Below are 25,824 nucleotides of genomic sequence, written 5' to 3' on the forward strand. Positions count from 1 at the left end.
TACCTTATCGTGGGCAGACGCGTTTTTGTATAAACCACAACGCCGCGGCCTTGTCTCTATACCTTAAAAAGAACCCATGGAAATTACCCAGATAGTCTTGGCCAGCCGGCCGAAAGGAACCCCCAGTAAAGAGAATTTCAGGTTTGAGAAAGTAGAATTGCCTGCCTTGCAAGACGGACAGGTATTGCTGGCGCCGCAGTTCTTCTCCGTAGACCCGTACATGCGCGGGCGCATGAACGATGCAAAATCCTACACCCCGCCCTTTCAAGTAGACGCGCCGCTAGAAGGTGGCGTGATAGCCAAAGTAGCGGAGTCTAAAAGCGAGGCCCTGAAACCCGGCGATGTGGTACTGGGCGCTCTCCCTTGGGCCACGCAGGCCATAGCGGAGGCGAAGAAGCTCCAGAAGATTGATACCAACCTGGCGCAGGCCAGTTATTACCTAGGAATTCTGGGTATGCCCGGCTTAACCGCCTACTTCGGGTTGTTAGACATAGGTCAGCCGAAGGAAGAGGAGACGGTAGTAGTGTCTGGCGCAGCCGGGGCTGTAGGCATGGTGGTAGGCCAGATTGCCAAACTAAAGGGCTGCCGCGTAGTAGGCTTGGCCGGCTCTGATGAGAAAGCCGACCTGCTGAAAAAAGAGTTTGGGTATGATGAAGTAATCAATTACAAAACCACTCAGAACCTGCGCGCAGATTTAAAAGCGGCCTGCCCAAACGGAGTAGACGTGTATTTTGACAACGTGGGCGGCGAGATCACTGATGCCGTCATTTCATTGATCAACTTTCACGCCCGCCTCATCATCTGCGGCCAGATTGCCCATTACAACGACCAGCAGCCACAGATGGGACCTCGTTTCTTACCCCTCATCTTAACCCGCAGCGCCCTCATCAAAGGCTTTATCGTGAGCAACTACCACGCCCGCTTCCCAGAGGGAATGCAACAATTAGCCACTTGGGTGAAGGAAGGGAAACTGCATTACCAGGAAACCATTGTCAACGGTTTTGAGCAACTCCCAGAAGCATTTCTAGGCCTATTTACTGGCCAGAACCAAGGAAAAATGTTGGTGAAGGTTTAAGTTTGGGATTCGGTTGAAAATGAGGAAGCCTCTTGAACTAGTATGTCCAAGAGGCTTCCTCATTTTTGACTTGTTTTCTGGAAAACAGGCCAAAAACGGTCTACGCCAGCAACTCCTTTATCGCTTTGTCTACCTTCTCAAATTGGAAGCCGCTCAGCACCTCGTCCATCAGGCCTTTAATTTCCGCTGTGCACAAGTTGCCTATGCTGCCTTCGTGGGTGTGATGCACTTTCTCTGGGCGCTCAAATTCGCCTTTCTCAATGGCCAGCCCCACGTTCTTGTAAGCATCCCGGAATGGCACGCCGCTTAAGACCTGGTTGTTCACCACCTCTACGCTGAAGAGGTACTGGTATTTCTCGTCCTTAAGGATATCGGGGTTCAGTTTCAGGTGGGGCAGCATGAAGGTCATCATCTCCAGGCAATTCCTGATCTCGGTGAAGGCCGGGAAGAAGCTTTCCTTGAGCAGTTGCAGCTCACGGTGATACCCCGAGGGCAGGTTGCCTAGGAGCATCTGGATTTCTGTGGGCAAGGCCTGCAGGCGGTTGCACTTGCCGCGTATGATTTCAAACACGTCTGGGTTTTTCTTGTGCGGCATGATGCTGGAGCCGGTGGTCAGCTCATCGGGCAGGGTCACAAACGCGAAGTTCTGGCTCATGTACAGGCACACGTCCATGGCCATGCGTCCCACCGTGCTGGCGATGGATGCCAAGGCCATGCTCACGCTCCGCTCTGTTTTGCCACGACCCATCTGGGCGTACACCACATTATAGTTAAGTGCCTCAAAACCCAGCAAATCGGTGGTCATCTGTCGGTTCAACGGGAAGGAACTGCCGTATCCGGCTGCCGAGCCCAAAGGGTTCTTGTTGCTGATTTTATAAGCCGCCTGCAAGAGTTGCAAATCATCTACCAGGCTCTCAGCATACGCACCAAACCACAAGCCAAAGGAAGAAGGCATGGCCACCTGCAAGTGCGTGTAGCCGGGTAGCAAGATGTCTTTATTCTTCTCGCTGAGTTCCTGCAAGGTGTTGAAGAGCGTATGCACGGCCTCTACTGTTTGTCTAATCTCATAACGGATGAACAGCTTCAAATCCACCAGCACCTGGTCATTGCGCGAGCGGCCGCTGTGGATTTTCTTTCCGGCTTCGCCCAAACAGCGGGTCAACAGCAACTCCACCTGCGAGTGCACGTCTTCCACGCCCGGCTCAATTTCAAATTCGCCGCGTTCAATGCTCTGGTAAATGGCTTTGAGTTCGCGCTGGACGGCGACCAGGTCTTCTGGTTCCATCAACCCGATGCTTTCCAGCATGCGCGTGTGCGCCAGGGAGCCCAGCACATCAAAAGGCGCCAGTTGCAAGTCCATTTCGGCGTCTTTGCCCACGGTGAATTTTTCAACGTTCCGGGCCACGGAGGTTTCTTTTTGCCAGAGTTTCATGCTAAGCGGTAATAACGGGTGTCAATAATTGTATGTACAGGGCAATGCCCTCTTCCAGTTCGGAAAGATAAATAAATTCATCGGCGGTATGCGACCGTGCCGAGTCGCCGGGACCCACCTTCACCGACGGGATATCCAACAGCGCCTGGTCAGAGGTGGTAGGGGAGCCGTACAGATTCCTGCCTAACTTTATCCCAGACTGCACAATGGGGTGTTCCCGGTCAATACTTGATGGCTTTAACCGGGTAGACCGCGGCGTCACCTCACTTTTTACGTGCTCTCTTATGATACTCAACAATTCCTCGGGCCCGTAAGCATCCGTCATGCGCACGTCTACAGTGAATTTACATTGGTCCGGCACTACGTTGTGCTGCGAACCCGCCTGAATTACGGTCACGCTCATTTTTACTGGCCCTAGAAAGCTGCTTTCCTTCGGGAAGCGGAATGTGCGGAACCATTCAATATCGGGCAGTGCCTCATAGATGGCGTTGATGCCTTCCTCGCGCGCGGCGTGTCCGCCCTGGCCATGGGCCACACAGTCCAGTACCATAAGGCCTTTCTCGGCCACGGCCAGATGCATCTGGGTGGGTTCGCCTATGATGGCAAATGCTATTTCGCCCAATTCTGGGTACACCAGTTCAATGCCGTTTTTCCCGGAGATTTCCTCTTCGGCGGTAGCCGCCAGCACTAGGTTATAGGTTAAATCCTGCCGCTCATAAAAGTGTACGAACGTGGCGATCAACGACACCAGACAGCCGCCTGCGTCATTACTGCCTAGGCCATAGAGTTTGCCGTCCTTAACGGTGGGCGTGAACGGGTCAAAGGTCCAACTGGGGTGGGGCTTTACGGTATCATGATGCGAGTTGAGGAGCACCGTAGGCAGGGCAGGGTTGTAATGCTTATTGAACGCCCAGACGTTGTGCTCCTGGCGGTGAGTTTGTACTCCCCGCGCCTGCAGAAACTTCGCAATCGCCTCCGCCGTTCCTGCCTCCTCGCGGCTGAACGATTGGATAGAAATCAACTGGTGCAGCAGGGTTAAAGCGTCTTGGTATAAGGTGTTGGTCATATTAACGAAGTGGTTTTTCTAATCTCCATTTACTGGGAGAAGCCGCCGCTTATTAGTTAAGTGAAATGCCGTTTTTGGCCTGTTTTCTGGAAAGTAGCCTGAAAACGGAAGCCGCCTTTTATAATGTAATCTTAGTGCCCGCCTTCTCGCCGGCGGCGATGCCCAAAATGTCCGCTGAGTCCCCGATGATCACAGCGTTTACCCCTTGCTGAAGCGCCGCAAACGCGTTGTCCAGCTTGGGCAGCATGCCGGCGAAGATGGCGCCTTTTTCTTTTAGGGTAGCGTAGGACTCAGGCTGGAGGTGGTGGATGACGCTGGTTTCATCTTCTACATTCAAGAGCACACCTTTCTTCTCGAAGCAGTACACCAAATTCACCTCAAACTGGCGGCTCAAGGCCACGGCTAGGGTAGAGGCGATGGTGTCGGCGTTGGTGTTGAGCAGGCTGCCTTCGCCGTCATGGGTGAGGGCAGCAAACACCGGCACAATACCCTGTTGGGCCAGCGACGCCAGAAACGCCACGTTCACCTGGTCCGGGCTCTCCACATCGCCCACGAATCCGTAATTGACGTCTTTCACGGGGCGCTTGTGGGCGGGAATGACGTTGGCATCGGCGCCGGTCAATCCTAGGGCATTGCATTTTCTTGCCTGTAGTTGCGCCACCAAATTCTTGTTAAGCAGACCGCCATAGACCATGGTCACCAAGTGCAGGGTGTTGGCATCCGTGACACGGCGGCCGTTGATCATCATCGGCTCTATGCCCATTTTCTTGCCAATCTCCGAGGCGATGGTGCCCCCGCCGTGCACCAGCACCTTCAACCCCGGCACCAAGGAAAAATCGGTCAGAAACCGCTCCAGGTTGTCGGCGTTGTCCAGGACGTTACCGCCTATTTTGATGACGCTTATTTTTTGAGGCACTAGCTATTGGGCGTTAAATTCTAGATTATTTGGTGGCACAATTTACTTGCAGCGCAGATTTTTAGGCTTTCTCAATTCTCCTATGCCAACCTGAAAGGACCTTATGAGCTAGTTAGCAGGCGGTGACTATTCACCTTGGGAGCGTTTTTGGCCTGTTTTCCAGAAAATGGACCAAAACGATTCTTCGCGTTTAGCCTTTAGACAATGCCTTGCAGTAACCGTTTTAATACCACTTGCGCCGCAAATTCTCGGTTGGCGGCGGTTTGGACCACCAGAGAGTTAGGGCCGTCCAGAATCTCATCGCTCAGTTCCACGTTGCGGCGCACGGGCAGGCAGTGCATGACTTTGGCGTTGTTGGTGTTGGCCAGGTGCTGGTTGGTAAGCATCCAGCTGGCGTCTTGGGTGAGCACCTGCCCGTAAGGCTGGTAAGTAGACCAATTCTTTACGTAGATGAAATCCGCGCCTTCCAGGGCCTCTTGCTGGTTGTAGGTGATGGTGGCGCCGTTGGTGAACTGCGGGTCCAGTTCGTAACCCTTGGGGTGGGTGATGACGAAGTCCACGTCGGCAGCGTTCATCCACTCGGCAAACGAGTTTGGTACGGCCTGCGGCAAGGCTTTCACGTGTGGCCCCCAGGTCAAGACCACCTTCGGCCGGCGGTCTTCAGGGGTATGTTCCATAATGGTCACTAAGTCTGCCAAACTCTGCAGCGGGTGGCGCGTGGCAGATTCCAAGCTTACAAACGGCACGTTGGCGTACTGGATGAATTTGGTCAGAATCTCCTCGGAGTAGTCTTCTTCTACGCTCTGCAGCTTAGGAAACGACCGAAGGCCCAGCACATCGCAGTACTGGCCCATCACGGCGGCGGCGTCTTTGATGTGCTCCACGGTGGTACCGTTCATGATGGCGCCGTCCTGGGTTTCCAGCGCCCAGCCTTCCTGGCCCATGTTCATCACCATCACGTTCATGCCCAGGCTCTGCGCGGCTTTCTGCGTGCTCAGGCGGGTCCGCAAACTGGGGTTCAGGAAAATAAGGCCCAGGGTTTTGTGCTTGCCCAAGCTCTCATATGCGTACGGATGCTGCTTTAACACCAGGGCTTCGCGCACCAGGGACTCTAAATCTTCTACATCGTGAACGGAGGTGAATTGCTTCATTTTTATGGGATATCAAGTATCGCGCGGCAAATAGCACGACACCAGGTTAGACAAAAAAATATAATCTTAATACGTGCTGCTATGCGCCGCGGGATACTAACTCAGCAAACGCTTCCAGGAATCTGTATAGCTCCACCTGGGTCACATTGAGGGCTGGTAGCACCCGGATGGTGTTCTTGTTGGACGCGGAGCCGGTGAAAATGCGGTACTCGTCCAGCAGGGCTTTTCGGAGCGGGGCGCAGGGTTGCTCCAGTTCGATGCCCACCATCAGGCCCTGGCCACGTACCTCGCGCACGCCCGGTAGTGCCTTTGCTTTCTCCATCAGGTAATCGCCCATCTTGGCTGCGTTCTCCACCAGGTTTTCCTGCTCCATCACTTCCAGCACCGCCAGAGCGGCGGCACAGGCCAGATAATTCCCCCCGAAGGTGGTGCCCAGCATGCCGTGTTTGGCCGAAATCTCCGGTGAAATCAATACGCCCCCCACCGGGAAACCGTTGCCCATGCCTTTGGCGATGGTGATCAGATCAGGCTTGATGCCGGCGTGCTGGTGCGCGAAGAACTTCCCAGAGCGCCCGTACCCCGACTGAATCTCGTCCAGGATCAACAGCGCGCCGTGTTTCTTGGCCAGCTTCTCCAAATCCTGCAAAAATTGCATGGTGGGGATGTTCACGCCGCCCACGCCCTGGATGCCTTCCACGATGATGGCCGCCACCTCGTTCTTCGCCAAGGCTTCTTCCACCGCGGCAGAGTCATTGAACGGCAGGAACAGAATGTTGTCCGTCTCGTTTACCGGCGCAATCAGGCTGCGGTCATCCGTGGCGGCCACCACCGCCGAGGTCCTGCCGTGGAAGGATTTGCTGAACGAGATCACTTTCTTGCGGCCCGTGTGGAAGGATGCCAGTTTCAAGGCGTTCTCGTTGGCCTCAGCGCCGGAGTTGATCATGAAGAACTGGTAGTCCGGGTAGCCGCTCAGTTGGCCCAGCTTGTCCGCCAGTTCCTGCTGCTGTGGAATTTTCACGGAGTTGGAATAGAAGCCGATGTTGTTCAGCTGCTCAGTTAACCGCTGCACGTAATGCGGATGGCTGTGCCCGATGGAAATCACCGCGTGACCGCCGTACAGGTCCAGGTATTCAATGCCGTTTTCGTCCCAGAGCTTGGAGCCGAGGGCCTTCACGGGCGTTATATCAAATAGGGGGTAAACGTCAAAAAGATTCATGTTATAGACGTAAAATGCAAGACAAATGACTTTTCCGTTTTTTGGCCTGCTTTTCAGAAAACAGGCCAAAAACGGAGGTGTTAGAACCCGATGGCCTTCAACTGCAGACCGGCCCTTTCGTCCAGCCCGAACAGCAGGTTCATGTTCTGCACGGCTTGGCCTGAGGCACCCTTCAGGAGGTTGTCAATCAGGCTGGTGATGACCAGTTGATCATCGTGCTTTTCTATGTATAATAGGCACTTGTTGGTGTTTACCACCTGTTTCAGGTCAGGGTTTTTGTCAGTGACGATGGTGTACGGGTGGCCTTCGTAGAACTGCCGGTACAGGGCTTGGGCTTCCTCCAGACTTAAATCTGAAGTCAGGTAGGTGGTGCACAGAATGCCCCGGCTGAAGTTACCGCGGTAAGGCACGAACCTTATGGCTGTGTCCACTCCATTTTGCAGCGATTGCAAGCTTTCGGTAATCTCCAGCAAATGCTGGTGCCCGAACACTTTGTAGCTGGAGATGTTGTTGTTGCGCCAGCTGAAGTGTGAAGTATCGGCTAGTTTCTGGCCAGCGCCCGTGGAACCTGTGATGCCGCTCACGTGCACTTCTGCAGGTAGCGAACTGTTCTCCGCCAGCGGCAGTAAGGCCAACTGAATCGCCGTCGCGAAGCAGCCCGGGTTGGCAACGTTGGCCGCGGTTTTAATCCCCTCGCGGTTCAGTTCCGGCAGACCGTATACAAACTGGCGGTTGCCTAAAGTGGATTTTTGCGTTAACCTGAAATCCTGGCTCAGATCGATAATTTTCACCTCGTCCGGGAGTGGATTGGCCTCCAGAAACTTCCGGGCATCGCCGTGGCCCACGCAGAGGAAGAGCACGTCTACATCGGTGCCCAGCTTGTTGGTGAAGACCAACTCCGTGTCGCCCAGTAAATCAGTATGGGTGTCTACCACCGGTTTGCCGGCCTGGCTTTGGCTATGCACAAAACTGATGGTTACGTTCGGGTGGTGCACCAGCAGGCGCAGGAGTTCACCGCCTGTGTAGCCCGCGCCTCCCACAATACCTACTTTAATGAGATTACTTTGCGCCATCTTCGCCATTGATTAACCGGTACATCATGGTCTGGTTCCCGAAGATTTTGGAGAAGCCTTTCACGTCCTCGCCAGACCAAGCGTTATTCATCTCACCGTACGATCCGAATTTTGACGACATCAAATCATGGTCTGACTCAATGCCTTCCACCTGGAAGCGGTAAGGCGCCAGCAGCACGTGCACTTTGCCCGTCACGGTTTTCTGTGTGTCTGCCATGAACGTCTCAATGTTGCGCATGGTGGGATCCAGGAACTGGCCTTCGTGCATCCAGTTGCCGTACCAGGTAGCCAGGCTGTCTTTCCAGTACAGCTGCCATTTGGTGAGCGTGTGTTTCTCAAGAGCGTGGTGCGCTTTGATGATGATCATCGGGGCCGCCGCCTCAAACCCTACGCGCCCTTTGATGCCAATAATGGTATCGCCCACGTGAATGTCGCGGCCGATGGCGAAAGCACCGGCGATCTCCTGCAGCTTCTGGATCACGTGCACTGGGTTGTCAAACATTTCCTCGTTCAAGCCAACCGGCTCCCCGTTTTTGAAATGCAAGGTAATGCGCTCCGGCGTTTCTTTAGAAAGCTGAGTAGGGTAAGCCGATTCTGGCAGCGCCTGATGAGAGGTCAAGGTTTCCTTTCCACCTACGGATGTTCCCCAAATGCCTTTGTTGATGGAGTACTGCGCCTTCTGGAAATCCATCTCCACGCCACGCTCTTTCAGGTAGGCGATCTCCTCCTCACGGGACAGTTTCAAGTCGCGGATGGGGGTGATGATCTCCACGTTGGGGATGAGGATGTTGAATACCATGTCAAACCGTACCTGGTCATTGCCGGCACCGGTGCTACCGTGGGCCACGGCCTCAGCGCCCACTTCCTGTGCATACTTGGCGATGGCCACCGCCTGGGAGATCCGCTCGGCGCTCACTGATAGGGGGTAGGTGTTGTTTTTCAGCACATTCCCGAAGATCAGGTACTTCAGGCAGGTCTGGTAGTAGTTGTCGGTTTCGTCTAAGGTTACGTGGTGGGCCACGCCCAGATTCTCGGCCCTTCGGGCGATTTCCGCCAGTTCCTCCTCAGAGAAGCCGCCGGTGTTCACAATGGCCGAATAGATTTCATAACCTTGTTCCAGCAGGTACTTCACACAAAACGATGTGTCTAAGCCGCCACTGAACGCGAGAACTACTTTTTTCATGTTGGTAATGAGTGATTGAGAAATTGAATGATTGAGGGAGTTTTTATTGAGTGATTGAGTGGTTAAATGAATGGGAATCTTTATTCTCCCATTCATTCAACCACTCAATCACTCATTGTCTTTGGCCGGAACGAAGAGCATGGCCGTGCAGAGGCAGTTGCTGCGGTCTTTGGCCGTGAGAATATCAAAGTTCACGCAGCTGCGGCAGCCTTTCCAGAACTCCTCGTCGTTGGTGAGCTCAGAATAGGTCACGGGACGGTAGCCCAGATCTGAGTTGATTTTCATCACCGCCAGCGCTGTGGTGAGCCCGAAGATTTTGGCATGCGGGTATTTGGTGCGGGAAAGCTCAAACACCTTTTCCTTGATGCGCTTGGCCAAACCGCTTTTGCGCAGGTGCGGCGACACGATCAACCCGGAGTTGGCCACATACTCGCCGTGGCCCCAGGTTTCAATGTAGCAGAACCCAGCCCAGGCGCCTTGTGCGTCAAACGCGATGACGGCCTTACCTTCGGTCATTTTCTGAGCTACATATAGCGGTGAGCGTTTGGCAATGCCAGTGCCCCGCGCTTTGGCAGAGGCTTCCATCTCATCACAGATTTGCTGGGCGAAGGGGGTGTGCTCTTGTGAGGCTACCACCACTGTAAAATCAGGTTGTACTTCCATGAAGACAGGGGCAATAGGCAACGACTGTATAGCCGAAGCGTTCATACGCAATGGTATTAAAATTGATAAATAGAAGAATAAGAGAAATCCTTGCAGCCGCAGTTTTAGACGGGCATAAAGGGGCATCCGGTATGGTTACGCTTAGTAACCTGGGCCATCCGGTGGCCTAGCGCCTGGATCGGGTAGGAGTAAAGGCAGATATAAAAACTGCTCTGGAAAGAACAGAAAAAAGCGCACCCCCTGTTGAGGAGTGTTTTACCGTTGCGGGCACAACTGATAAAATAGACTTTTTTTTCATTTAGGTAATTGAAGCTAAAGAGCAGAATGCTCTGTTGCGTAAAGTTTTCAGATAAAAAATGAGAATTGCAAAATCTTAGTTCATTTTTCCAGTGTTAGTCCACATTATGTGAGTTAGGTTTTACTAAATGTGGAAGGAGTACAATTCTGGAGTTTAACCTTGATTGTAAAATTAGGATAGGGGTTAAAAGCAAAGAGCCAAGCATTGCCTGGCTCTTTGAAAACTAAAAAGAATTTTGATGGACTAGTTTACATCCCACCAAACTCTTGATGTATTAGTGTTGGTAGCAGGAGTAAGACCTTTGATACCTCCAGCTAAACCATCTCTGTTTAGAGTAGATTCGTTAGTTGGATAAATGTATCTAGTTACAATCTTGCCATCGTTTAAAGCATCAGTAGCAGGTTGAAGGTTTGGATAACCTGTTCTTCTCCACTCAGCCCATGCATCAAATGCATTTGGAAATAAAGCTTTCCATTTTTCTTCGGCAATTACTTGAAGCATTCCACCAGGGACAGTAAGTGCGTCAGCAAGTCTTGCAGTAGCATAAGCAGGACCTGCCTCACTGATGTTACTGATCTTAGTAACTTCTGCAGCTGTTAAAGTTCTAGCCTTATCAATTGATTTAGTTTCCCAAGATTCAAAAGAAAGTTCTATTCCTTTACGAAGCATTGTTGCTGCTACCTCATTTGTCCAGCCGCGTTGTGCAGCTTCAGCTCTGTTAAGGTAGGTATAAGAAGCAGTCATCAATGGAAGTGAAGCAGTTGCATTCCAAACGTAGTTGGCATTTACTTTAGATCTGCCAGCACCAGTCTCATTAGCATATCCATATGGAATACCTTCAATGGTAGCACTTGTAGCAAATACCTTAAGTCTATCATCAACGGTTCTGTTAGAAGTTGGGTTTAAGCCTGCATCTCCTTGGAAAGCGTCAACAAACTCACCTGATAAACCATAGTCAGCTCTTCTGTTTGGAGCAAAAGGATTTTGGTACGCGGCAACACTTTCGTATTTGAACCAAGCCTCTTCGCTTACTTCATCAATTACTCCACCTGGATTGGTCAAGGCTTCATTGAATACAGCAACTGCATCAATAGAAGTTTTTGAGTCAACTCCAGAAAGCTGCATTGCAACTTGAAGCAATACAGAGTTTGCTAGTTTTCTCCAGTTAGTAACATTACCATTGTAATACAAGTCACCAATAGGAGCTCTACCTGAATTAAGCATATCTCTACCAGTGGTAAGATCCTTAATGATAGCTTGGTAGATTTTCTCCTGTGAATCATAAGCAGGAGTTAGGTTTTCTAACCCTTTGAATGCTTCTGAATATGGAACATCACCCCAAGTATCAGTTAATCTTTTTAGAACAATAGCTCTAAAAATCATAGCTATACCAGCTTGGTTTGCAGGATCACCTTGATTCAACAATGCAGGAGAGTGATTTGCCTCGTTCATGTTAAATTCTATAACAGTATTCAAGTTTGGAAGAATACGGGTATAGTAGTTAGCCCAAGAAGCAGGAGACTCTGCATACAACATCTCATCCGTGTAGGTGATCTGTGATTGATATTGCACGTACAAAGTTGGGTTTAAGAAACCTTCTCTGCCTGTCTGAGTAGCAAAAGTCTGCATAGCACCCGATAACAAACCTGCAGGATAAACCTCCTGAGGACCATTAGGGTTTTCATTCATATCTCCAAAGTCTACCGTATCGCAAGAAACAACACTTTGCGCTAGAGCTAAACTTAGAAGTACATATACAATTTTTTTCATTTTTGTTGAATTTAGAACGTTAATCTAACATTTACACCGTAGCTTCTGGTTCCTGGTAATTGAGAGTTCTCACCAAAGGTGTTGGACAACTCAGATGGATCCCAACGGTTTTTGTTATCATCAGCAACAGAGATCAACCATAGGTTTCTACCTACTAATCCAATAGTTGCTCCTTTAACAAATTTGTTCTTCAGGATTCCCTCTTTCAAGAAACCAGAGAAGTCATATGATAAATTAACATCTCTTAGTTTAAGGTAGCTAGCATCATGGATAAATGGCTCAGCTAACGTATTTGCTTGGAACTGCATGAAATAAGTCATTGCATCTACATACGTGTCAACTTTAGTTCCATCAGCTTTCACACCTACAACGTGTACTCCACCACCTTCAGCAACATCATCACGTACGTTTTTACCTCTATCGTTCATAGCAGCAGTTTCTTCTGTCAAGCCAGAATAACCACCCCATTGTTCAGTTAGAGAGAAGAATTTACCACCTTTCTGGAAGTCAATTGCTGCAGTAAGTGACAAACCTTTGTAGCTGATTCTGTTTAAGAAACCACCAGTAAAGTCTGGAAGTACAGTTCCGAAATATTTGTTATCCTCAACTTCATAAAGGCCATTCTCCTGAACGATTCTGTTTCCAGCATCATCAGTAGCATAACCTCTACCTCTTAATTGACCCCAGTTGTTGCCTAACTCGTGTACAACAGTTACATAGTTCCAGTCATCGCTTCCACCAGGAGCAGAGATTGCCTGAAGACCATCTGGAAGTGCATCTACTGTAGTTCTGTTTCTAGCATAGTTAACAAGTAGGTTCCAGTTAAAACCGCTTTCTGTTCTGATGATGTCACCATCTAAAGCAAGTTCAATACCTTTTCTAGAAGAAGAACCTGCGTTAGTTAAGAATTGGCTATAACCTGTCGTTTGAGAGATACTTACAGGGATGATTTCATCATCTCTTTTCTCATTGTAATACGTCAAACTGAAACCAATTCTATTGTTGATAAACTTAAGGTCAATACCTGCTTCAAATGAAGAGTTGATGGCTGGTACAAGGTTTGGATCAACTAACAAAGTACGGCTGTAAACCAATAGATCTGTTCCACCAAATGGTTGAGGTCCAGTTCCGTAAGCAGGGTTGATTCTTTGAGCTGGTAAGTCATTACCAACTTGTGCCCAACCTGCTCTTAATTTACCAAATGACAAGGCATTGATTCCTTTCATTACATCAAGCTCTGTGAAAATAAAGCTTGCTCCTACACCAGGGTAACCGTATCCATTTTTGTTTGAAGGTAAGGCTGAGCTATAGTCTCTTCTGTAGCTAAAGTCCAAATAAGCCATGTCTCTGAAACCAAAGTTGGCGTTACCGTAGACGCTATTCACCTGCTTCTTGCTGATGTTTGTCTGAGCTACCGGTACAATACCTGCGTTACCGAAGGTATACAAATCTGGAATGATCAAGCCACCAGTGTTAGCGTTTACGTTCATGCGAGAGGAGAAGCTAGAGTAGTCTTCTCTTCTGATGTTACCACCAACAAATGCAGTTAGCTCAAAATCTCCAAAATTGTTTTCATATCTCAAATCAGAGCTGAAGTTGTTTTCTGTGCTTGTAATCTCTGTTCTACCAAAGCCGTTAATCCACGGGTTATAAGCATCTGGTGCTGCAGAGTTAGCCAAAGAGAACGGGAAATACTCTTCAAAACGGTAGTTTGTAGCTGTTCTTGCCGCAGTGGCAGTAACTTTCCAATGGTCAGTTAGGCTATAAGCAGTTGACAAGCTACCAGTCAGGTTGTTATTGTTTCTGATTTGCTGATGCGCATCAAGGTAGGTGTAAGGGTTAAACCAGAAAGCTGGTTTCTCATAAAATCCACCCAACGTATAATAGTCAGGTCCCCACCAGTTCCAAGAAGCAGAATAACCATTAAGAGTTTTTAAATCTTTCAACTCTCTTAGTTTCTCAATTTCAACGTTTCTGTTAAACCAAGAGTTGAATGATCCAGAAGTTTGGTTACTGTAATCATCCGCTTGGTCACCTCTGATTCTAGAAGTAGTATAACGTAAATTGGCATCTACTCTCAACTTAGGTGTTACTTCATACCCAAATGCAGTAGAAAGGAAGTGTTTCTGTAAGTCAGTTGAAGGAGTAATACCTTGCTGATCTAGGTTAGTGTAGGCTACACGAGCATTGAATTTGTCTGTGCTACCTCCAAAAGAGATAGTATTCTTTTTTGACAAGGCAACATCATAGAAGTTTTTGATGTTGTCTGGCTGAGCCTCATATCTTGCGGTTTTACCGTAATATGGGTTAGGATTCTCAGCAGTTCCTGGCCACCATGCATACCATGGAACGTACTCTTGGCCATCAAATTTAGGACCCCAGCTTTCATCTGCATAGTTGTTGTCAAACAACAAATAGCGTTTGCCGTCAAATACTTTCCACTCTTCTGGATAAGCATCAGCTTCAAAATCAAAAGTTCCAAATGAAGCATCACCTTCATAACCACCACCATATTGGTTTTGGTATTTAGGAAGATAAGCAACTCTGTCCCATGTAGCTGAACCAACATATTCAACTGACAATCCGCCAGTGCCTTTTTTAGTAGTGATTACAACCACACCTGCCTCAGCTCTTTGACCATAAAGGGACGTTGCGTTTGGCCCTTTTAGAACGTTAACAGACTCAACGTTCTCCATGTCTACATCATTTGGGTCTGCCACAGGCACACCATCCACAACGTAAAGAGGATCCAAGTCAGAAGTTAATGAGATAGCACCTCTAATACGGATTTTGCCAAATTGTCCAAGTTTAGAACCTGCTTGTCCATTTATCTGAACACCTGCAACTTTACCAGCAAGAGCATCTTTGATGTTGTTGTTCTGAGTAATGTTAAGGTCTTCTGCTTTTACTTCTTGTGTAGCATAAGTAACAGTTCTAGCTTCTCTCTCAATGCCAAGAGCTGTTACCACTACTTCTTGTAAAACCTTGGTGTCAGTAGCCAAAGCAACGTTGATAGTAGTAGAGTTACCTACTGCGCGTTCCTGAGCAACATATCCAATGTAATTGAATACCAAAGTGGCGTTGCCTGCTGGAATAGATAACTGGAAGTTACCATTCGCATCAGTGGAGGCGCCATTAGACGTGCCCTTCACCAAAACGGTAACACCTGGCAACCCTTCGTTGTTGCCAGCATCTGTCACCCTTCCTGTGATAGTCCTATTTTGTGCCATTGCTTCGTTAAGAAGCACAGACAACAAGAAAAGACTTAAGAGTAAGATTTTTTTCATGTTGGTTTGGTTTAATGGTTTGTGTAAATAAATGAATGGTTAATGATAAGAAGAATTCACCTAAAACAAAAATTTTCTGGTAAATCCTTTGGCGGAGCGTGGTTGTTTGTGGCGAATATTCTGAAATGAGATGTGATTTGCCTGGTATTTTAATTAAGCCTTTAATTAAAAAGAAAATTGAATTGTAACTACGCTAAACTTTAGAAAGTCTGACAACAGATCCAGAAATATACAAAATTTGTATTATAGGGGTAAAACGGCTCTTTGCTTGCTTGAGGGTAAAATCGGATTGGTTAGGTATAATACAATCTTAGTTCTATCTAATGAACAACCTCGGATTAGGAAAGGTAAGTAGTGGGAGGGAAGGGCGAAGTAAAGCGGGTACAGTTTATGATTTTGTATTTTACATAATATTTATTCTAAAATTGTTTTAACATTTAAGAATAAATTCGCTAATTGTTTTTGTAAAATCAATGTTTTATTAAACGAATTACTAGGTAAATAGTTTGTAATTAATTGTAAATAAAAATGCCTTAATTAAACATAATATATTATGTTTAATTAAGGCATTAACTATAGCTTGTTTATCTACCTGTGGTCAAACTGAAGACGTAGCAGATTGGCATACATGCCGTTAGGGTCTGAGGAAAGCTGGTCATGAGTGCCTTGTTCTGCAATCTGGCCCTTATCAATCACCAAAATCTTGTCTACTTTCCTGATGGTAGCTAACCTGTGCGCGATAATTATGGTGGTTCTGTTCTTCATTAATTCATCCATAGCCTCTTGCACTAATTTCTCAGATTCAGAATCAAGAGAGCTCGTAGCTTCATCTAGAATTAAAATAGCCGGATTCTTTAAAATAGCTCTGGCAATGGCCACGCGTTGGCGCTGACCACCAGATAATTTAATGCCGCGCTCACCCACTACGGTATCAAAAGCCTCTGGGAATGACTGGATGAATTGAAGGGCATTCGCTTTTTGAGCGGCTTCCCAAATTTCTTCCTCAGTAGCGTCTGGCCGGCCGTAAGCAATATTCTCCCGGATGGTACCCCCAAATAAAAGTATTTCTTGCGGCACGATGCCAATGTTATGGCGCAGTTCATGTAAAGGCAATGAGGCAATGTTTCTGCCGTCCAAAGAAATAGTGCCTTGGTCAACCGCATAAAACTTCATGAGCAATTGCACAATGGTAGATTTACCGGCACCGCTTGGTCCAACCAAGGCAATCTTCTCACCAGCCGCAATTTCAAAATCAATGTTCTGTAACACTGCCAAGTCTGGCCGGGTAGGGTAGGAGAAGCCCACATGGTTGTAAGAAACGTGTCCATCCAGTCGCAATTGGGGAGGCGTAGTCATTTCTAGTTCTGGCTGCTCTGTTTCCTGCTCCAGGATTTCCAGAATTCGTTCAGAGGCTCCAATAGAAACCTGCACTTTGGCGTACAAATCTCCCAGCCCCGCCACCGAAGCGCCAATAAACGTAGTGTACAGGATAAAGGAGGTCAATTGACCTATGGTTAGTTCACCGCGCTGCACCAAGGTGGCGCCGTACCAGATCACCAAAATGATGCCGCCAAACAAGCCCACAATAATAAAGGAGATAAAGGCCCCCCGGTAGAAAGATGTGCTGATGGCCGTCTTCACAGATTTGCTGAGAGCGTTACCGTATCTTCTAATTTCAAACAACTCGTTGGTAAAGGCCTTCACCACTTGAATGGCTTGCAAGGTCTCTTCTACAATCACATTGGTAGAAGCCAGCTCATCCTGCGTTTTCCTGGAAAGCTTCTTCAGCTTTTTGCCAAAGACCATGGCCAGAATGATAAGCAATGGGAAGGTGGCCAGCATGAAAAAGGACAGCTTCACAGAGATGTACATGATAAAGCCAATGCCTACCAATAAGGTGGTTACCTGCCTGAACAATTCTGCCAGCGTGATGGAAAAGCCGTCTTGGATATAACTCACGTCTGAGGTGATGCGGCTGGTGATTTCGCCTACGCGGCGCTGCTCATAGAACGTGATGGGCAGCCCCATGAACTTGGAGTACAGGCTTCTTCTAATGTCTGCGATGGAGTTCTCACTAACCTGCGCAAAGAAGTACACTCTGAAAAACGAGAAAATCCCCTGCAAGAGAATTACGCCAAATAAAACCAGCGCGATGGTGTCTAAGTCTTGGGTAAAGAAGTTGGCATTGCCCACTGCGGCATCCAAGAGAATGCCGGTCACGGCCGGAAACGCCATGAACGTCAAACTGGAGAAAAGCAGGAAGATAAGGCCAATGATGAAATTGCGCTTGTAAGGAAGCACGAACCGGAAGATGCTCAAGCCCCGACGAAGATTCTCTTTGTTCAGTTTTGCCTTGCCCTCTGTCTCAGGTCCTGAAGCCGTGCCTGGCCCAAATCCGCGTTTTGCCATGTAATACTTAAGAGTAAAAGAATTGGTGGCTGCTGGAGGCGTTTTCGGCCTGATTTCCGGAAAATAGCCCAAAAACGGGCCGTCCATCCAGACACAGCAACTCGCAAAGGTAGAGAATCCTATTGATTTGCCACAAACTACTTATTCAGGGGTATAGGTTGATTTCTTGATTCAGAGGCTGAGACTAACCACAACCCAACAAAAGCCAGCATCCCGTTTAACAGCAAAACTTCAAAGCCAAACTCATATCCACCCAACCACTCTTTAGAGTTTGCCGCCAACACATAGGTTAAGATAGGAGCCAAAACGCAAATAAGCGGTACCCACCGGTCCTTCACCGTGCGGTGAGTAAGCAAACCAAAGGCAAAAAGCCCTAACAGCGGCCCATACGTGTAACCGGTAATCTTGAACAGTAAAAGAATGAGGCTCTCATTCTGTGAGGCCCTGAAAAGCAGGATGAACATTATCAACACCACAGAAAAGCCCAGATGCACCCAGTTCTTGATTTTAATGCGCTGCGGCTCAGGTCGGCTTTTAAAGGATAAGAAATCCACGCAAAAGGCGGTGGTCAAGGCGGTCAAGGCAGAATCTGCGGAGGCATACGTAATGGCCGTGATGCCCAGAATGAACGCGATGGCCGCCAAGGCAGAGAAATGATGTAAGGCCAGGAACGGGAACACATCATCCCCTTTGTCAGGTAGGGCAATTCCTTTGGTGTTAGCATACAGGTACAACAAGGCGCCCAATCCCAGAAAGAGCAGGTTGACCATCACTAGAATGACCGTAAACCAACCCATGTTTTTCTGAGATTCGCCCAAGGTTCTGCAACTGAGGTTCTTCTGCATCATGTCTTGGTCTAGGCCGGTCATGACAATGGTAATAAAGGCACCAGATACTACCTGTTTCAAGAAGTAGCTAGGCGAATTCACTTCCCACTCAAATACTTTAGAATAAGGGCTGTCTGCAATGGTAGAGAAAACACCGGTAAACGAAAGGTCTAAGTCTTGGGAAATCAGGTAAATACTAATGCCTAGGCACACCAGCATGGCCGTAGTTTGCAGCGTATCGGTCCAGATGATGGTTTTCATGCCGCCCCTAAACGTGTACAGCCAGATAAATCCGATGGTCAAACACACCGAAACGCCAAACGGAACTCCCAAGGGATCAAATACGGCCAACTGCAGCACGCCTGCCACCAAGTACAAGCGCAACGAAGCGCTCAAAGTCCTGGAAAGTAAGAAAAACGCCGAACCCGACCGGTAGGACCATTTCCCCAGCCGCTGCTCCAGATACGTGTAGATAGAAACCGACTGCAACCTATAATACAGTGGCAACAGCACGGTGGCAATCACCAGGTAGCCCAGCACGTACCCAAACACCACTTGCAAATAGGTAAACTGTGCCTTCTGGACCATGCCCGGTATAGACACAAAGGTGATTCCAGACAGGGTAGTGCCAATCATCCCAAACGCCACCACGTACCACGGCGACTGTCTATTGGCCAGAAAAAAACTATTGGTAGACTCACCTTTCTTACTGGTCAAGAAAGAAACACCCAGTAAGAGGCAGAAGTAAGCAATTATTATCCCAAGGATGAGTAATGGTGACATGCAATTAGAAAGGAATGAAAAAGCTGGGCATCCGGCCACGTGGCGAATGGCCCGCAAAAGTAGGGCAGAAGGAGGCTCAGCTTAAATGAAAACCGCCTTCGTTTTTGGGCTGTTTTCTGGAAAACAGCCCAAAAACGAAGGCGGTAAAATAGGTTCGGCTAGGCCTCAGCCAGCGTATCAATAAATTCGGTCTTCTTGTAAGAAACAGAGAGCAAGCCTAAGAAAGTGAGAATGCCATTCAGGATCAACACCTCAAACCCAAACTCATATCCCCAAAGCCATTCCACTGAGTTTGAACTGATGATGTACGTCAAGATGGGCGCCAATACACAGATAATCGGCACAATTCTATCACGCACCGCCAGTCGGGTGAAGACCCCAAAGGCGTATAAGCCCAGCAATGGACCGTAGGTATAGCCTGCCACCTTGAACACGGCCTGCACTACACTCTCGCTGTTCAAATACTTAAAGGCAATGATGATGAGGCCCATCAAAAGCGAGAAGCCCAAGTGTACCCAGTTCTTCATCCGGATGCGCTGCGTCTCAGGGCGGTTCTTGAAATCAAGGAAGTCTACGCAGAAAGAGGTGGTCAAGGCCGTCAAGGCAGAGTCTGCCGAGGCATACGTAATGGCCGTGATGCCCAGAATGAACGCGATGGCCGCAAACGAAGAGAAGTAGTTAAGCGCCAGGAACGGGAACACGTTATCGCCTTTTTCTGGTAGACCAATGCCTTTGGCACCCGCATACAGATACAACAGCGCGCCCAGGCTCAGGAACAGAATGTTCACAATCATGATGATGACCGTAAACGTGAACATGTTTTTCTGTGCCTCCTTCAGGTTCTTGCAGCTCAGGTTCTTCTGCATCATGTCCTGGTCCAGACCCACCATTACAATAGAAATGAAAGCGCCAGAGAAGAACTGCTTGAAGAAATAACGCGGGTCCTTCACGTCCCAGAAAAACACTTGTGAGTACTTGCTGTTGCTAACGGTGTCTACCATGCTGGAGAACGTCAGGTTTAGCTCAGAAGAAATCATGGAGATACTAATGCCCACGCAGATGAGCATGGCCAGCGTCTGGAAAGTGTCTGTCCAGATGATGGTCTTCATACCGCCCCTAAACGTGTACACCCAAATCAAGGCAATGGTGATGGCTACGGATACCTCGAACGGAACGCCCAAATCATCAAACACCGCCAACTGCAAGACGCCGGCCACCAGGTACATTCTAATAGAAGCGCCTAATGTACGAGAGAGCAGGAAAAACGCCGCACCGGTTTTATAAGACCAGAAGCCAAATCGTTCTTCAAGATAAGTATAGATAGAAACCAGGTTGAGACGGTAATACAGGGGCATCAACACCAAGGCCACCACAAAATAGCCCAGCATGTTGCCAAAGATGAGTTGCAGGTAAGAGAACTGCGCCTTCTCCACCATACCCGGTATGGAAATGAACGTCACCCCAGACAAGGAGGTGCCAATCATCCCGAAGGCCACCACGTACCACGGCGACTGCCGGTTGGCTAAAAAGAAGCTGTCTGTAGATTCTCCCTTTTTACTGGTCAAAAAGGAAATCAAGATAAGTATACAGAAATAGGCCGAAATAATGCCTAAAATGAGCGTTGACGACATATGATAGTCAATGTTGGAGCGTGGATCTGCCTAAAATGAAGCAGGGCATAAAGGCAAATATAACCAAAAAATGATACCGTGTTTACAGTTCGTTGCTCTTACGCCAGTTGCCTGTAAAGCAAAAAACTCCTCTAAGTCTCTACTTAGAGGAGTTTTGTCAAAGGGCATAGGTGCCAAAAGAAGAGATCTGTATTACTTAGAAAGGATTCCCGAAGGCAGAGCCGTTGTTGTAAAAGCTGCTTGGGCCACCGAAGTAGCCGGATTGGCCAGTGCCGTACCGAACGCCACCAGAAATGGTCACGTTAGGCGCCAACTGGTATTTCGCCTGGAAGTTGAAGCCCTGCTCTGGATAGCCGCCATACATAAAAGGGTTGGCCATGTAGCGCGCCGGCGAAGTAGGCCCAATGCTCTTCCAAACGCTTCCAGAAAGCATCAGCTTCTCGGTCATGGCATAAGAACCGCCTACGTGCACTAAGTACTGGCGCGAGGCCGGCGAGTTCATGAAAGAAGTAGCAGCACCGCCCTCACGGCTGGTAGAACCAAACGTTGCCCCGCCCCAAGCCTGAATCATCATCACACTGCTGAAGACGCTGAACCTGGGCGTTACGTGGTATTGCACTCTGGGCTCAAGGTAAGAGGCAGACCCAAAACTGCTGAACGCCGCACCGGCAGACAGACTGTAGCTCACCTTCGGCATTTTAGCCCTAGCTGGTAATTGCACGGAATCTGCTTTGGCAACGGCTACCGTTGGTTGGCCTGTTACTTCCGGTAGGTGGGTGATGTCTTGCGCCTGCACCAAATTCCCACTCAATAGGAAGACAGTGAGTAAGGTAGTATAGAAAGAGAATTTTTTAGTCATAGTCTTGACACCCACAGGGGTTTCTACAAATCTAACGAAAATAGCCCGCAAAATTGTTTAATCTTGAACATCGTTTTTGGCCTGTTTTCTAGAAATGAGACCAAAAATGAACGTCTTACTGAACCGTCTTGCTGCCTAGCCAGGCCTCGCGGCGGGCTTTCACCTCTGGCGTGAGGGTCTGTCCGGTTTTCTCCAAAAGCACCATTTCAATCTTAGGATCCTGCATCAAGGTCACAGCTACCTGTTTTTTCACGCCTTTCTGTTCTATGTCTAGTTGCACGGTCTGACCGGGCTTGTATTTGGCTAAAACCTCATTAAGGGTTTTCTGGTCTTTCAGTTTTTTGCCGTTGATGGCCAGTAAAATGTCCTCACGTTCCAGGCCGGCTTTGTAGAGCGGGCTGCCAATGTGTGTGCCGCTCATGAGCGTGGCTTGGTCATTGGCGAACTGCAAAGCTTCCATCGCCAGTTCGGCTTTACCCGGACGCGCAAGGCGCAACACCACGCCCATGTTCTTGGCCAACGACTCATACGGCATCAATTCTTTGCCGTACACATGACGCTGGAAGAAATCCTTGGCGAAAGCTGGGTCTTTGGTCAGATCTGCTAAAGCTTGCTCTAAGTCTGGCAACGTGTAGGGCTTCTCTGGCTTACCATGGCGCTGCCACAACAGACGCATGTAATCATCTAAAGACACGCCCTGAAACCTGGTGCGCAAGGTCAAATCCAAGCCAAAACCCACCGCGCTCCCGAAGGTGTAATACGAGATATAGGTGTTATGTCTATTCACGGGGTCCACCGACCTGGAGGCATCCACAAACGGGGCCTGCATGCTCATCTCTACTGGTGAGAAATAGTTCTTGCCCGGCGCGTACAGCACATAGCCCACCTCATCTGCGGCAGCTTGCAGGTATTCGTCGGGGTTGATGATGCCGGCGCGGTGCATGAGCAGGTCTGTGTAGTAACTAGTAAAGCCTTCGGCTAGCCAAAGTTCCCCGCTCATGTTGGCGTCTGCAAAATTGAACGGCTCCAAGCTCTTAGGCCTGATGCGCTCCACATTCCAGGCATGGAAGAATTCATGCGCCAGGGTACCCAGGTTGCCACTCATGCCGGTGCGTAAGGGCCTTGAACTGGTGATGCTGGTAGAATTGCGGTGCTCCATGCCATCACCGGGTGTGCCGGGCATGTAGCAGGCTAAAAAGGTATAAGTGCCAAAGTCAAACGAAGGAAGCTCCCCATACACCGCCTGGGCCTGCGTTACCAAACGCTTGGCTTTGGTGGTGTAGTCTTCCAGTTCCTGCTCGGTGCCTTGGTGGTGCATGGCAATCCTGATTTGCTGCGTGCGGCCTTTGTCCTCTACGTTCCACTCGCGCCATTGCAAGTTGGCCAGCTCGGTGGGGCTGTCCATGAGGTACTGGAAGTTGGGCGCCGTAAATACCAGTTTGTTGTTGGGTTCGGGTTTTAGCTGCGTGGCGGCGGTCCACTGGGTTTTATCACCGGTTTTAAACTCAACTCTTGCCGGGGCCTGCTCAAAGCCGTTGGCATAAAGAAAGGTGGCAGGAGCGTTCAACTTAGCATGATGGGCGTCTACGCCTGCGTACGTACCATCGGGCCTATCAGCGAAGAGGGTGTAGGTAATCCTGACCGTTCCGTCATGGCCAGATACGTTCCATTGGTGTAGGTTGGGTCTGGAGATGGCTAAGGGCTTTCCCTGGCTGTCAAAGGCTTGCACGCTGTACACGTTCTTGGCAAACTCATGCAGCGCATAGCGTCCCGGCGAGGAACGGCTCATGCGCACTTCCAGCACCGGCGTCTTCACGCCCTGGAAAACCGCTTGGATTTGCGCCTCATGGTGCACGGCGTTCTCAAAGGAAACGGTGTAGTTGACTTGCTGCTGGGCTAAGGCAGGCGAGGAGAAACCCCATATGGCGACCGCTACCGCGGCACAGATGCTCTTTTTCATAGAAGCGTAGATTAGTGCCTCAAGTTACACAGGATTGATATAGCGCGCCATACTCTTTTTAGGCGTTCGGTTTCCGGTATTTCTGGCCGCCAATGAAGTCACCGTAATAAAAAGCCTCGCTTTCTAGCTGCAGACCCAGTTCCTGAAAAAGCCTGTCAAACGGAGGCAGTTTCTGTCCGGAGATATGACTTACCAATCTAAAGAAGCGGTACATGGTCCAAAGCATAGGTGTTTGCCAAAGCCTGTGCAGCACGTCTTTGCTTGCATGGAAGTCTGTGTGCAGCCAGAGCCCGTTGGATAGTAGATGGGCGGCTAGTTTTTGCATCATGCTTCTGGCCTCCTCCAAAGAGAATAAATCCAGCACAAAAGGCGTCATTACCACGTGGAACCTCTCCTCTGGCAAAAGGTCAACCTCAGTGCCAAGCCTGAAGATTACCTCACTCTCGTTAGACACAGACATCTGTTGAAGCCTGGCCTGCGCTTGCTGCAGCATCTTCTCTGAGGCTTCCAGAAACAATACCTGCCTGGGTTGGGTCACGCGCAACAGCTCCGTCAAAATCCAGCCGGTGCCACCACCAACTATGAGCACGTTGGCACCTTCTGGGATGGAAGATAAAAAACGCGATTGTGCTTGTTGCTGAGCCCGGCCGTAGACCAACTTCGCCAGTGGGTCATACACGGGCGCAATCAGGTCAAAGTTGGAGGAAGGGGTTTGTTTGGGCATAAGCTGTACAGGAATCCGTTTTGAGCTCTTTTCTCAAAAGTAAGCCAAAAACGAAAGGCAGATAAGCAGACTTATAAAACCTTGTGGTTAGTCATGCAGAAAATGCCGTTCCAGCGTATCTGACAGCTTCTGGAAGATGAACGCCACCGTTTGATCCCTCATTTTCTCAGGTGATCCTTTGAACACCTCGCGGTACTCTTCTACTTTCTTCTGAAAAAGAATGGACACAAAGACAGTGCCCACGGGTTTCTCCACGGTCTCAGAGGCGCCGCCACCAAATAGTCCTGTGACGGCTACACAGACATCGGCTTTGAGCAAACTGTGCACACCCAAGACCATCTCATTGGTGACCTGCTGGCTTTCGGCGGTGTAGAGGTCCAGGGTCTTTTTTTTGACCTTGAGCACTTTCTGCTTGACGGCTTCGTCATAGGTGACCATGCTGCCCAGAAAGACGCCGTTGGTGCCGGTGGCTTTGGTGATTTCGGCGGCCAGACTGCCCGCGGTACAGCTCTCCGCGAAGGCCAGCGTAAGGTTGCGGTCTTTCAGTTTCAATACCAGGGGCGTCAGGTCCTTCGGTTTCATGGGCAAGGCATGTTGGGTTGCCAAAACATACTCTTTTTAGCCTGTGTGGGTTGTCTGTGCTTAGAATAAGTCCAACGTACGGCCCAGATACACGTACTTTAGGAATTGCTTCCGTTTTTAGCCTGTTTTCTGGAAACTAGCCCAAAAACGGAAGCCAGAGCCTTACAACTGCTATGACAAAAAGAATAAGAAAATTTCTGGCCTCCTCAGCTTTGTTCACACTGGAGCTGGTAGTCATTTATATAGTATTTCTTTTGTGCCTGGTGGTATTCTTCTGGTTGGCCAAGGAAGTTCTGCCGGGCAATGAACTGGGGTTTGACAGGCGCGCCTTTGCCTGGGCAGATAGCATCAACAGCGTCTTTCTCACGGAGCTTATCAAAGGTGTCACGTTTCTGGCGTCCAGGAATTTTATCACAGGCGCGGCGCTCATGCTTATTGCGTATTTCTTGTTCGTGAAAAAGCACAAGTGGTATTCCTTGAAAGTGCCGGTGATTGCCGTGGGCAGCATTTCCTTGAACCTCATGCTGAAATACCTGTTCAACCGGCCCCGGCCTTTGATTCCGCATTTGGTGCAGTCTTATGGGTTGAGCTTTCCCAGCGGGCATGCCATGATTAGTGCCTCCTTTTATGGCCTGTTGATTTACCTGGTCTATAAAAACGTTGAGAACGACCTGTTGCGCTGGGGCTTGATCACCCTGTTGAGTGCCTTGATTATGTTCATTGGCTTTAGCCGGGTGTATCTGCACGTGCACTACGCTACTGATGTGCTGGCAGGATTGGCCGCTGGTCTGGGCTGGGTGATTCTGGCGGTGCGGTTGTTGCGCCTCATGGAAAAATACTCCAAGCGCAACCTCAACCCGGTGGTCATAGACGGCGAACTGCCCGTAGCCTAAGCTAAAATTCTTTTAAAATAGTCCTG

At 49.2% G+C, this 25,824-nt stretch carries 18 protein-coding genes and 1 pseudogene; 2 read left to right on the top strand and 17 right to left on the bottom strand.

The window, feature by feature from the left end:
* The first annotated feature begins 76 nt into the window (after positions 1-76).
* Positions 77-1,075 carry an NADP-dependent oxidoreductase gene (locus TH61_RS10715; RefSeq protein ID WP_066509024.1) on the top strand — a complete coding sequence of 333 codons (999 nt, stop codon included), beginning with the start codon at positions 77-79 and terminating at the stop codon, positions 1,073-1,075.
* Between the two features lie 100 nt (positions 1,076-1,175).
* Here the strand turns inward: TH61_RS10715 and argH are convergent, their stop codons facing one another.
* The 17 genes and pseudogenes from argH to TH61_RS10800 form a co-directional block, all read right to left on the bottom strand.
* A complete protein-coding gene (gene argH / locus TH61_RS10720; protein WP_066509026.1) occupies positions 1,176-2,507 on the bottom strand; it encodes an argininosuccinate lyase in 1,332 nt (443 codons plus the stop codon).
* Between the two features lies 1 nt (position 2,508).
* Positions 2,509-3,573: a M20 family metallo-hydrolase gene (locus tag TH61_RS10725; protein WP_066509028.1), complete on the bottom strand. Its 1,065-nt coding sequence runs from the start codon at positions 3,571-3,573 to the stop codon at positions 2,509-2,511.
* A gap of 118 nt (positions 3,574-3,691) precedes the next feature.
* On the bottom strand, positions 3,692-4,489 hold the full coding sequence (argB, locus tag TH61_RS10730) for an acetylglutamate kinase (RefSeq protein ID WP_066509029.1): 798 nt from the start codon (positions 4,487-4,489) through the stop codon (positions 3,692-3,694).
* 197 nt (positions 4,490-4,686) lie between these two features.
* Positions 4,687-5,640 (bottom strand): acetylornithine carbamoyltransferase, encoded by a 954-nt coding sequence (locus tag TH61_RS10735; protein WP_066509031.1) that lies wholly within the window; start codon positions 5,638-5,640, stop codon positions 4,687-4,689.
* Between the two features lie 79 nt (positions 5,641-5,719).
* A complete protein-coding gene (locus TH61_RS10740; RefSeq protein ID WP_066509032.1) occupies positions 5,720-6,856 on the bottom strand; it encodes an aspartate aminotransferase family protein in 1,137 nt (378 codons plus the stop codon).
* Positions 6,857-6,936: 80 nt separating this feature from the next.
* The gene (argC, locus tag TH61_RS10745) at positions 6,937-7,929 is read right to left on the bottom strand and encodes an N-acetyl-gamma-glutamyl-phosphate reductase (protein WP_066509033.1); all 993 of its coding nucleotides are present in this window, start codon (positions 7,927-7,929) and stop codon (positions 6,937-6,939) included.
* Positions 7,916-9,112, bottom strand: a complete 1,197-nt coding sequence (gene argG, locus TH61_RS10750) for an argininosuccinate synthase (protein WP_066512789.1) — start codon at positions 9,110-9,112, stop codon at positions 7,916-7,918. Before argG ends, argC begins: the two co-directional genes overlap by 14 nt.
* A 120-nt stretch (positions 9,113-9,232) precedes the next feature.
* A pseudogene (locus TH61_RS10755) lies at positions 9,233-9,775 on the bottom strand (GNAT family N-acetyltransferase); the annotation flags it as partial.
* A gap of 541 nt (positions 9,776-10,316) precedes the next feature.
* Complete coding sequence (locus tag TH61_RS10760) at positions 10,317-11,843, bottom strand: SusD/RagB family nutrient-binding outer membrane lipoprotein (RefSeq protein ID WP_066509034.1); 1,527 nt, start codon at positions 11,841-11,843, stop codon at positions 10,317-10,319.
* Positions 11,844-11,854: 11 nt separating this feature from the next.
* Positions 11,855-15,130, bottom strand: a complete 3,276-nt coding sequence (locus TH61_RS10765; RefSeq protein ID WP_071887832.1) for a SusC/RagA family TonB-linked outer membrane protein — start codon at positions 15,128-15,130, stop codon at positions 11,855-11,857.
* Between the two features lie 588 nt (positions 15,131-15,718).
* Complete coding sequence (locus tag TH61_RS10770) at positions 15,719-17,539, bottom strand: ABC transporter ATP-binding protein (RefSeq protein WP_066512791.1); 1,821 nt, start codon at positions 17,537-17,539, stop codon at positions 15,719-15,721.
* 137 nt (positions 17,540-17,676) lie between these two features.
* Positions 17,677-19,149 (bottom strand): sodium:solute symporter, encoded by a 1,473-nt coding sequence (locus TH61_RS10775; RefSeq protein WP_066509037.1) that lies wholly within the window; start codon positions 19,147-19,149, stop codon positions 17,677-17,679.
* A 158-nt stretch (positions 19,150-19,307) separates the two neighbouring features.
* Positions 19,308-20,780: a sodium:solute symporter gene (locus TH61_RS10780; protein ID WP_066509040.1), complete on the bottom strand. Its 1,473-nt coding sequence runs from the start codon at positions 20,778-20,780 to the stop codon at positions 19,308-19,310.
* Positions 20,781-20,976: 196 nt separating this feature from the next.
* Positions 20,977-21,639 carry a hypothetical protein gene (locus TH61_RS10785; protein WP_066509041.1) on the bottom strand — a complete coding sequence of 221 codons (663 nt, stop codon included), beginning with the start codon at positions 21,637-21,639 and terminating at the stop codon, positions 20,977-20,979.
* 115 nt (positions 21,640-21,754) lie between these two features.
* The gene (locus tag TH61_RS10790; RefSeq protein WP_066509042.1) at positions 21,755-23,599 is read right to left on the bottom strand and encodes a M61 family metallopeptidase; all 1,845 of its coding nucleotides are present in this window, start codon (positions 23,597-23,599) and stop codon (positions 21,755-21,757) included.
* A gap of 58 nt (positions 23,600-23,657) precedes the next feature.
* Entirely contained in the window at positions 23,658-24,323 is a 666-nt protein-coding gene (locus tag TH61_RS10795; protein WP_066509044.1) for a methyltransferase domain-containing protein, read from the bottom strand.
* Positions 24,324-24,410: 87 nt separating this feature from the next.
* Positions 24,411-24,905 carry a CinA family protein gene (locus tag TH61_RS10800; protein WP_066509046.1) on the bottom strand — a complete coding sequence of 165 codons (495 nt, stop codon included), beginning with the start codon at positions 24,903-24,905 and terminating at the stop codon, positions 24,411-24,413.
* 173 nt (positions 24,906-25,078) lie between these two features.
* Here TH61_RS10800 and TH61_RS10805 point away from each other — a divergent pair, with 173 nt between their 5' ends.
* Entirely contained in the window at positions 25,079-25,798 is a 720-nt protein-coding gene (locus TH61_RS10805; protein WP_066509048.1) for a phosphatase PAP2 family protein, read from the top strand.
* Positions 25,799-25,824: the final 26 nt, after the last annotated feature.

Source organism: Rufibacter sp. DG15C, assembly GCF_001577755.1.
Taxonomy (GTDB): Bacteria; Bacteroidota; Bacteroidia; order Cytophagales; family Hymenobacteraceae; genus Nibribacter.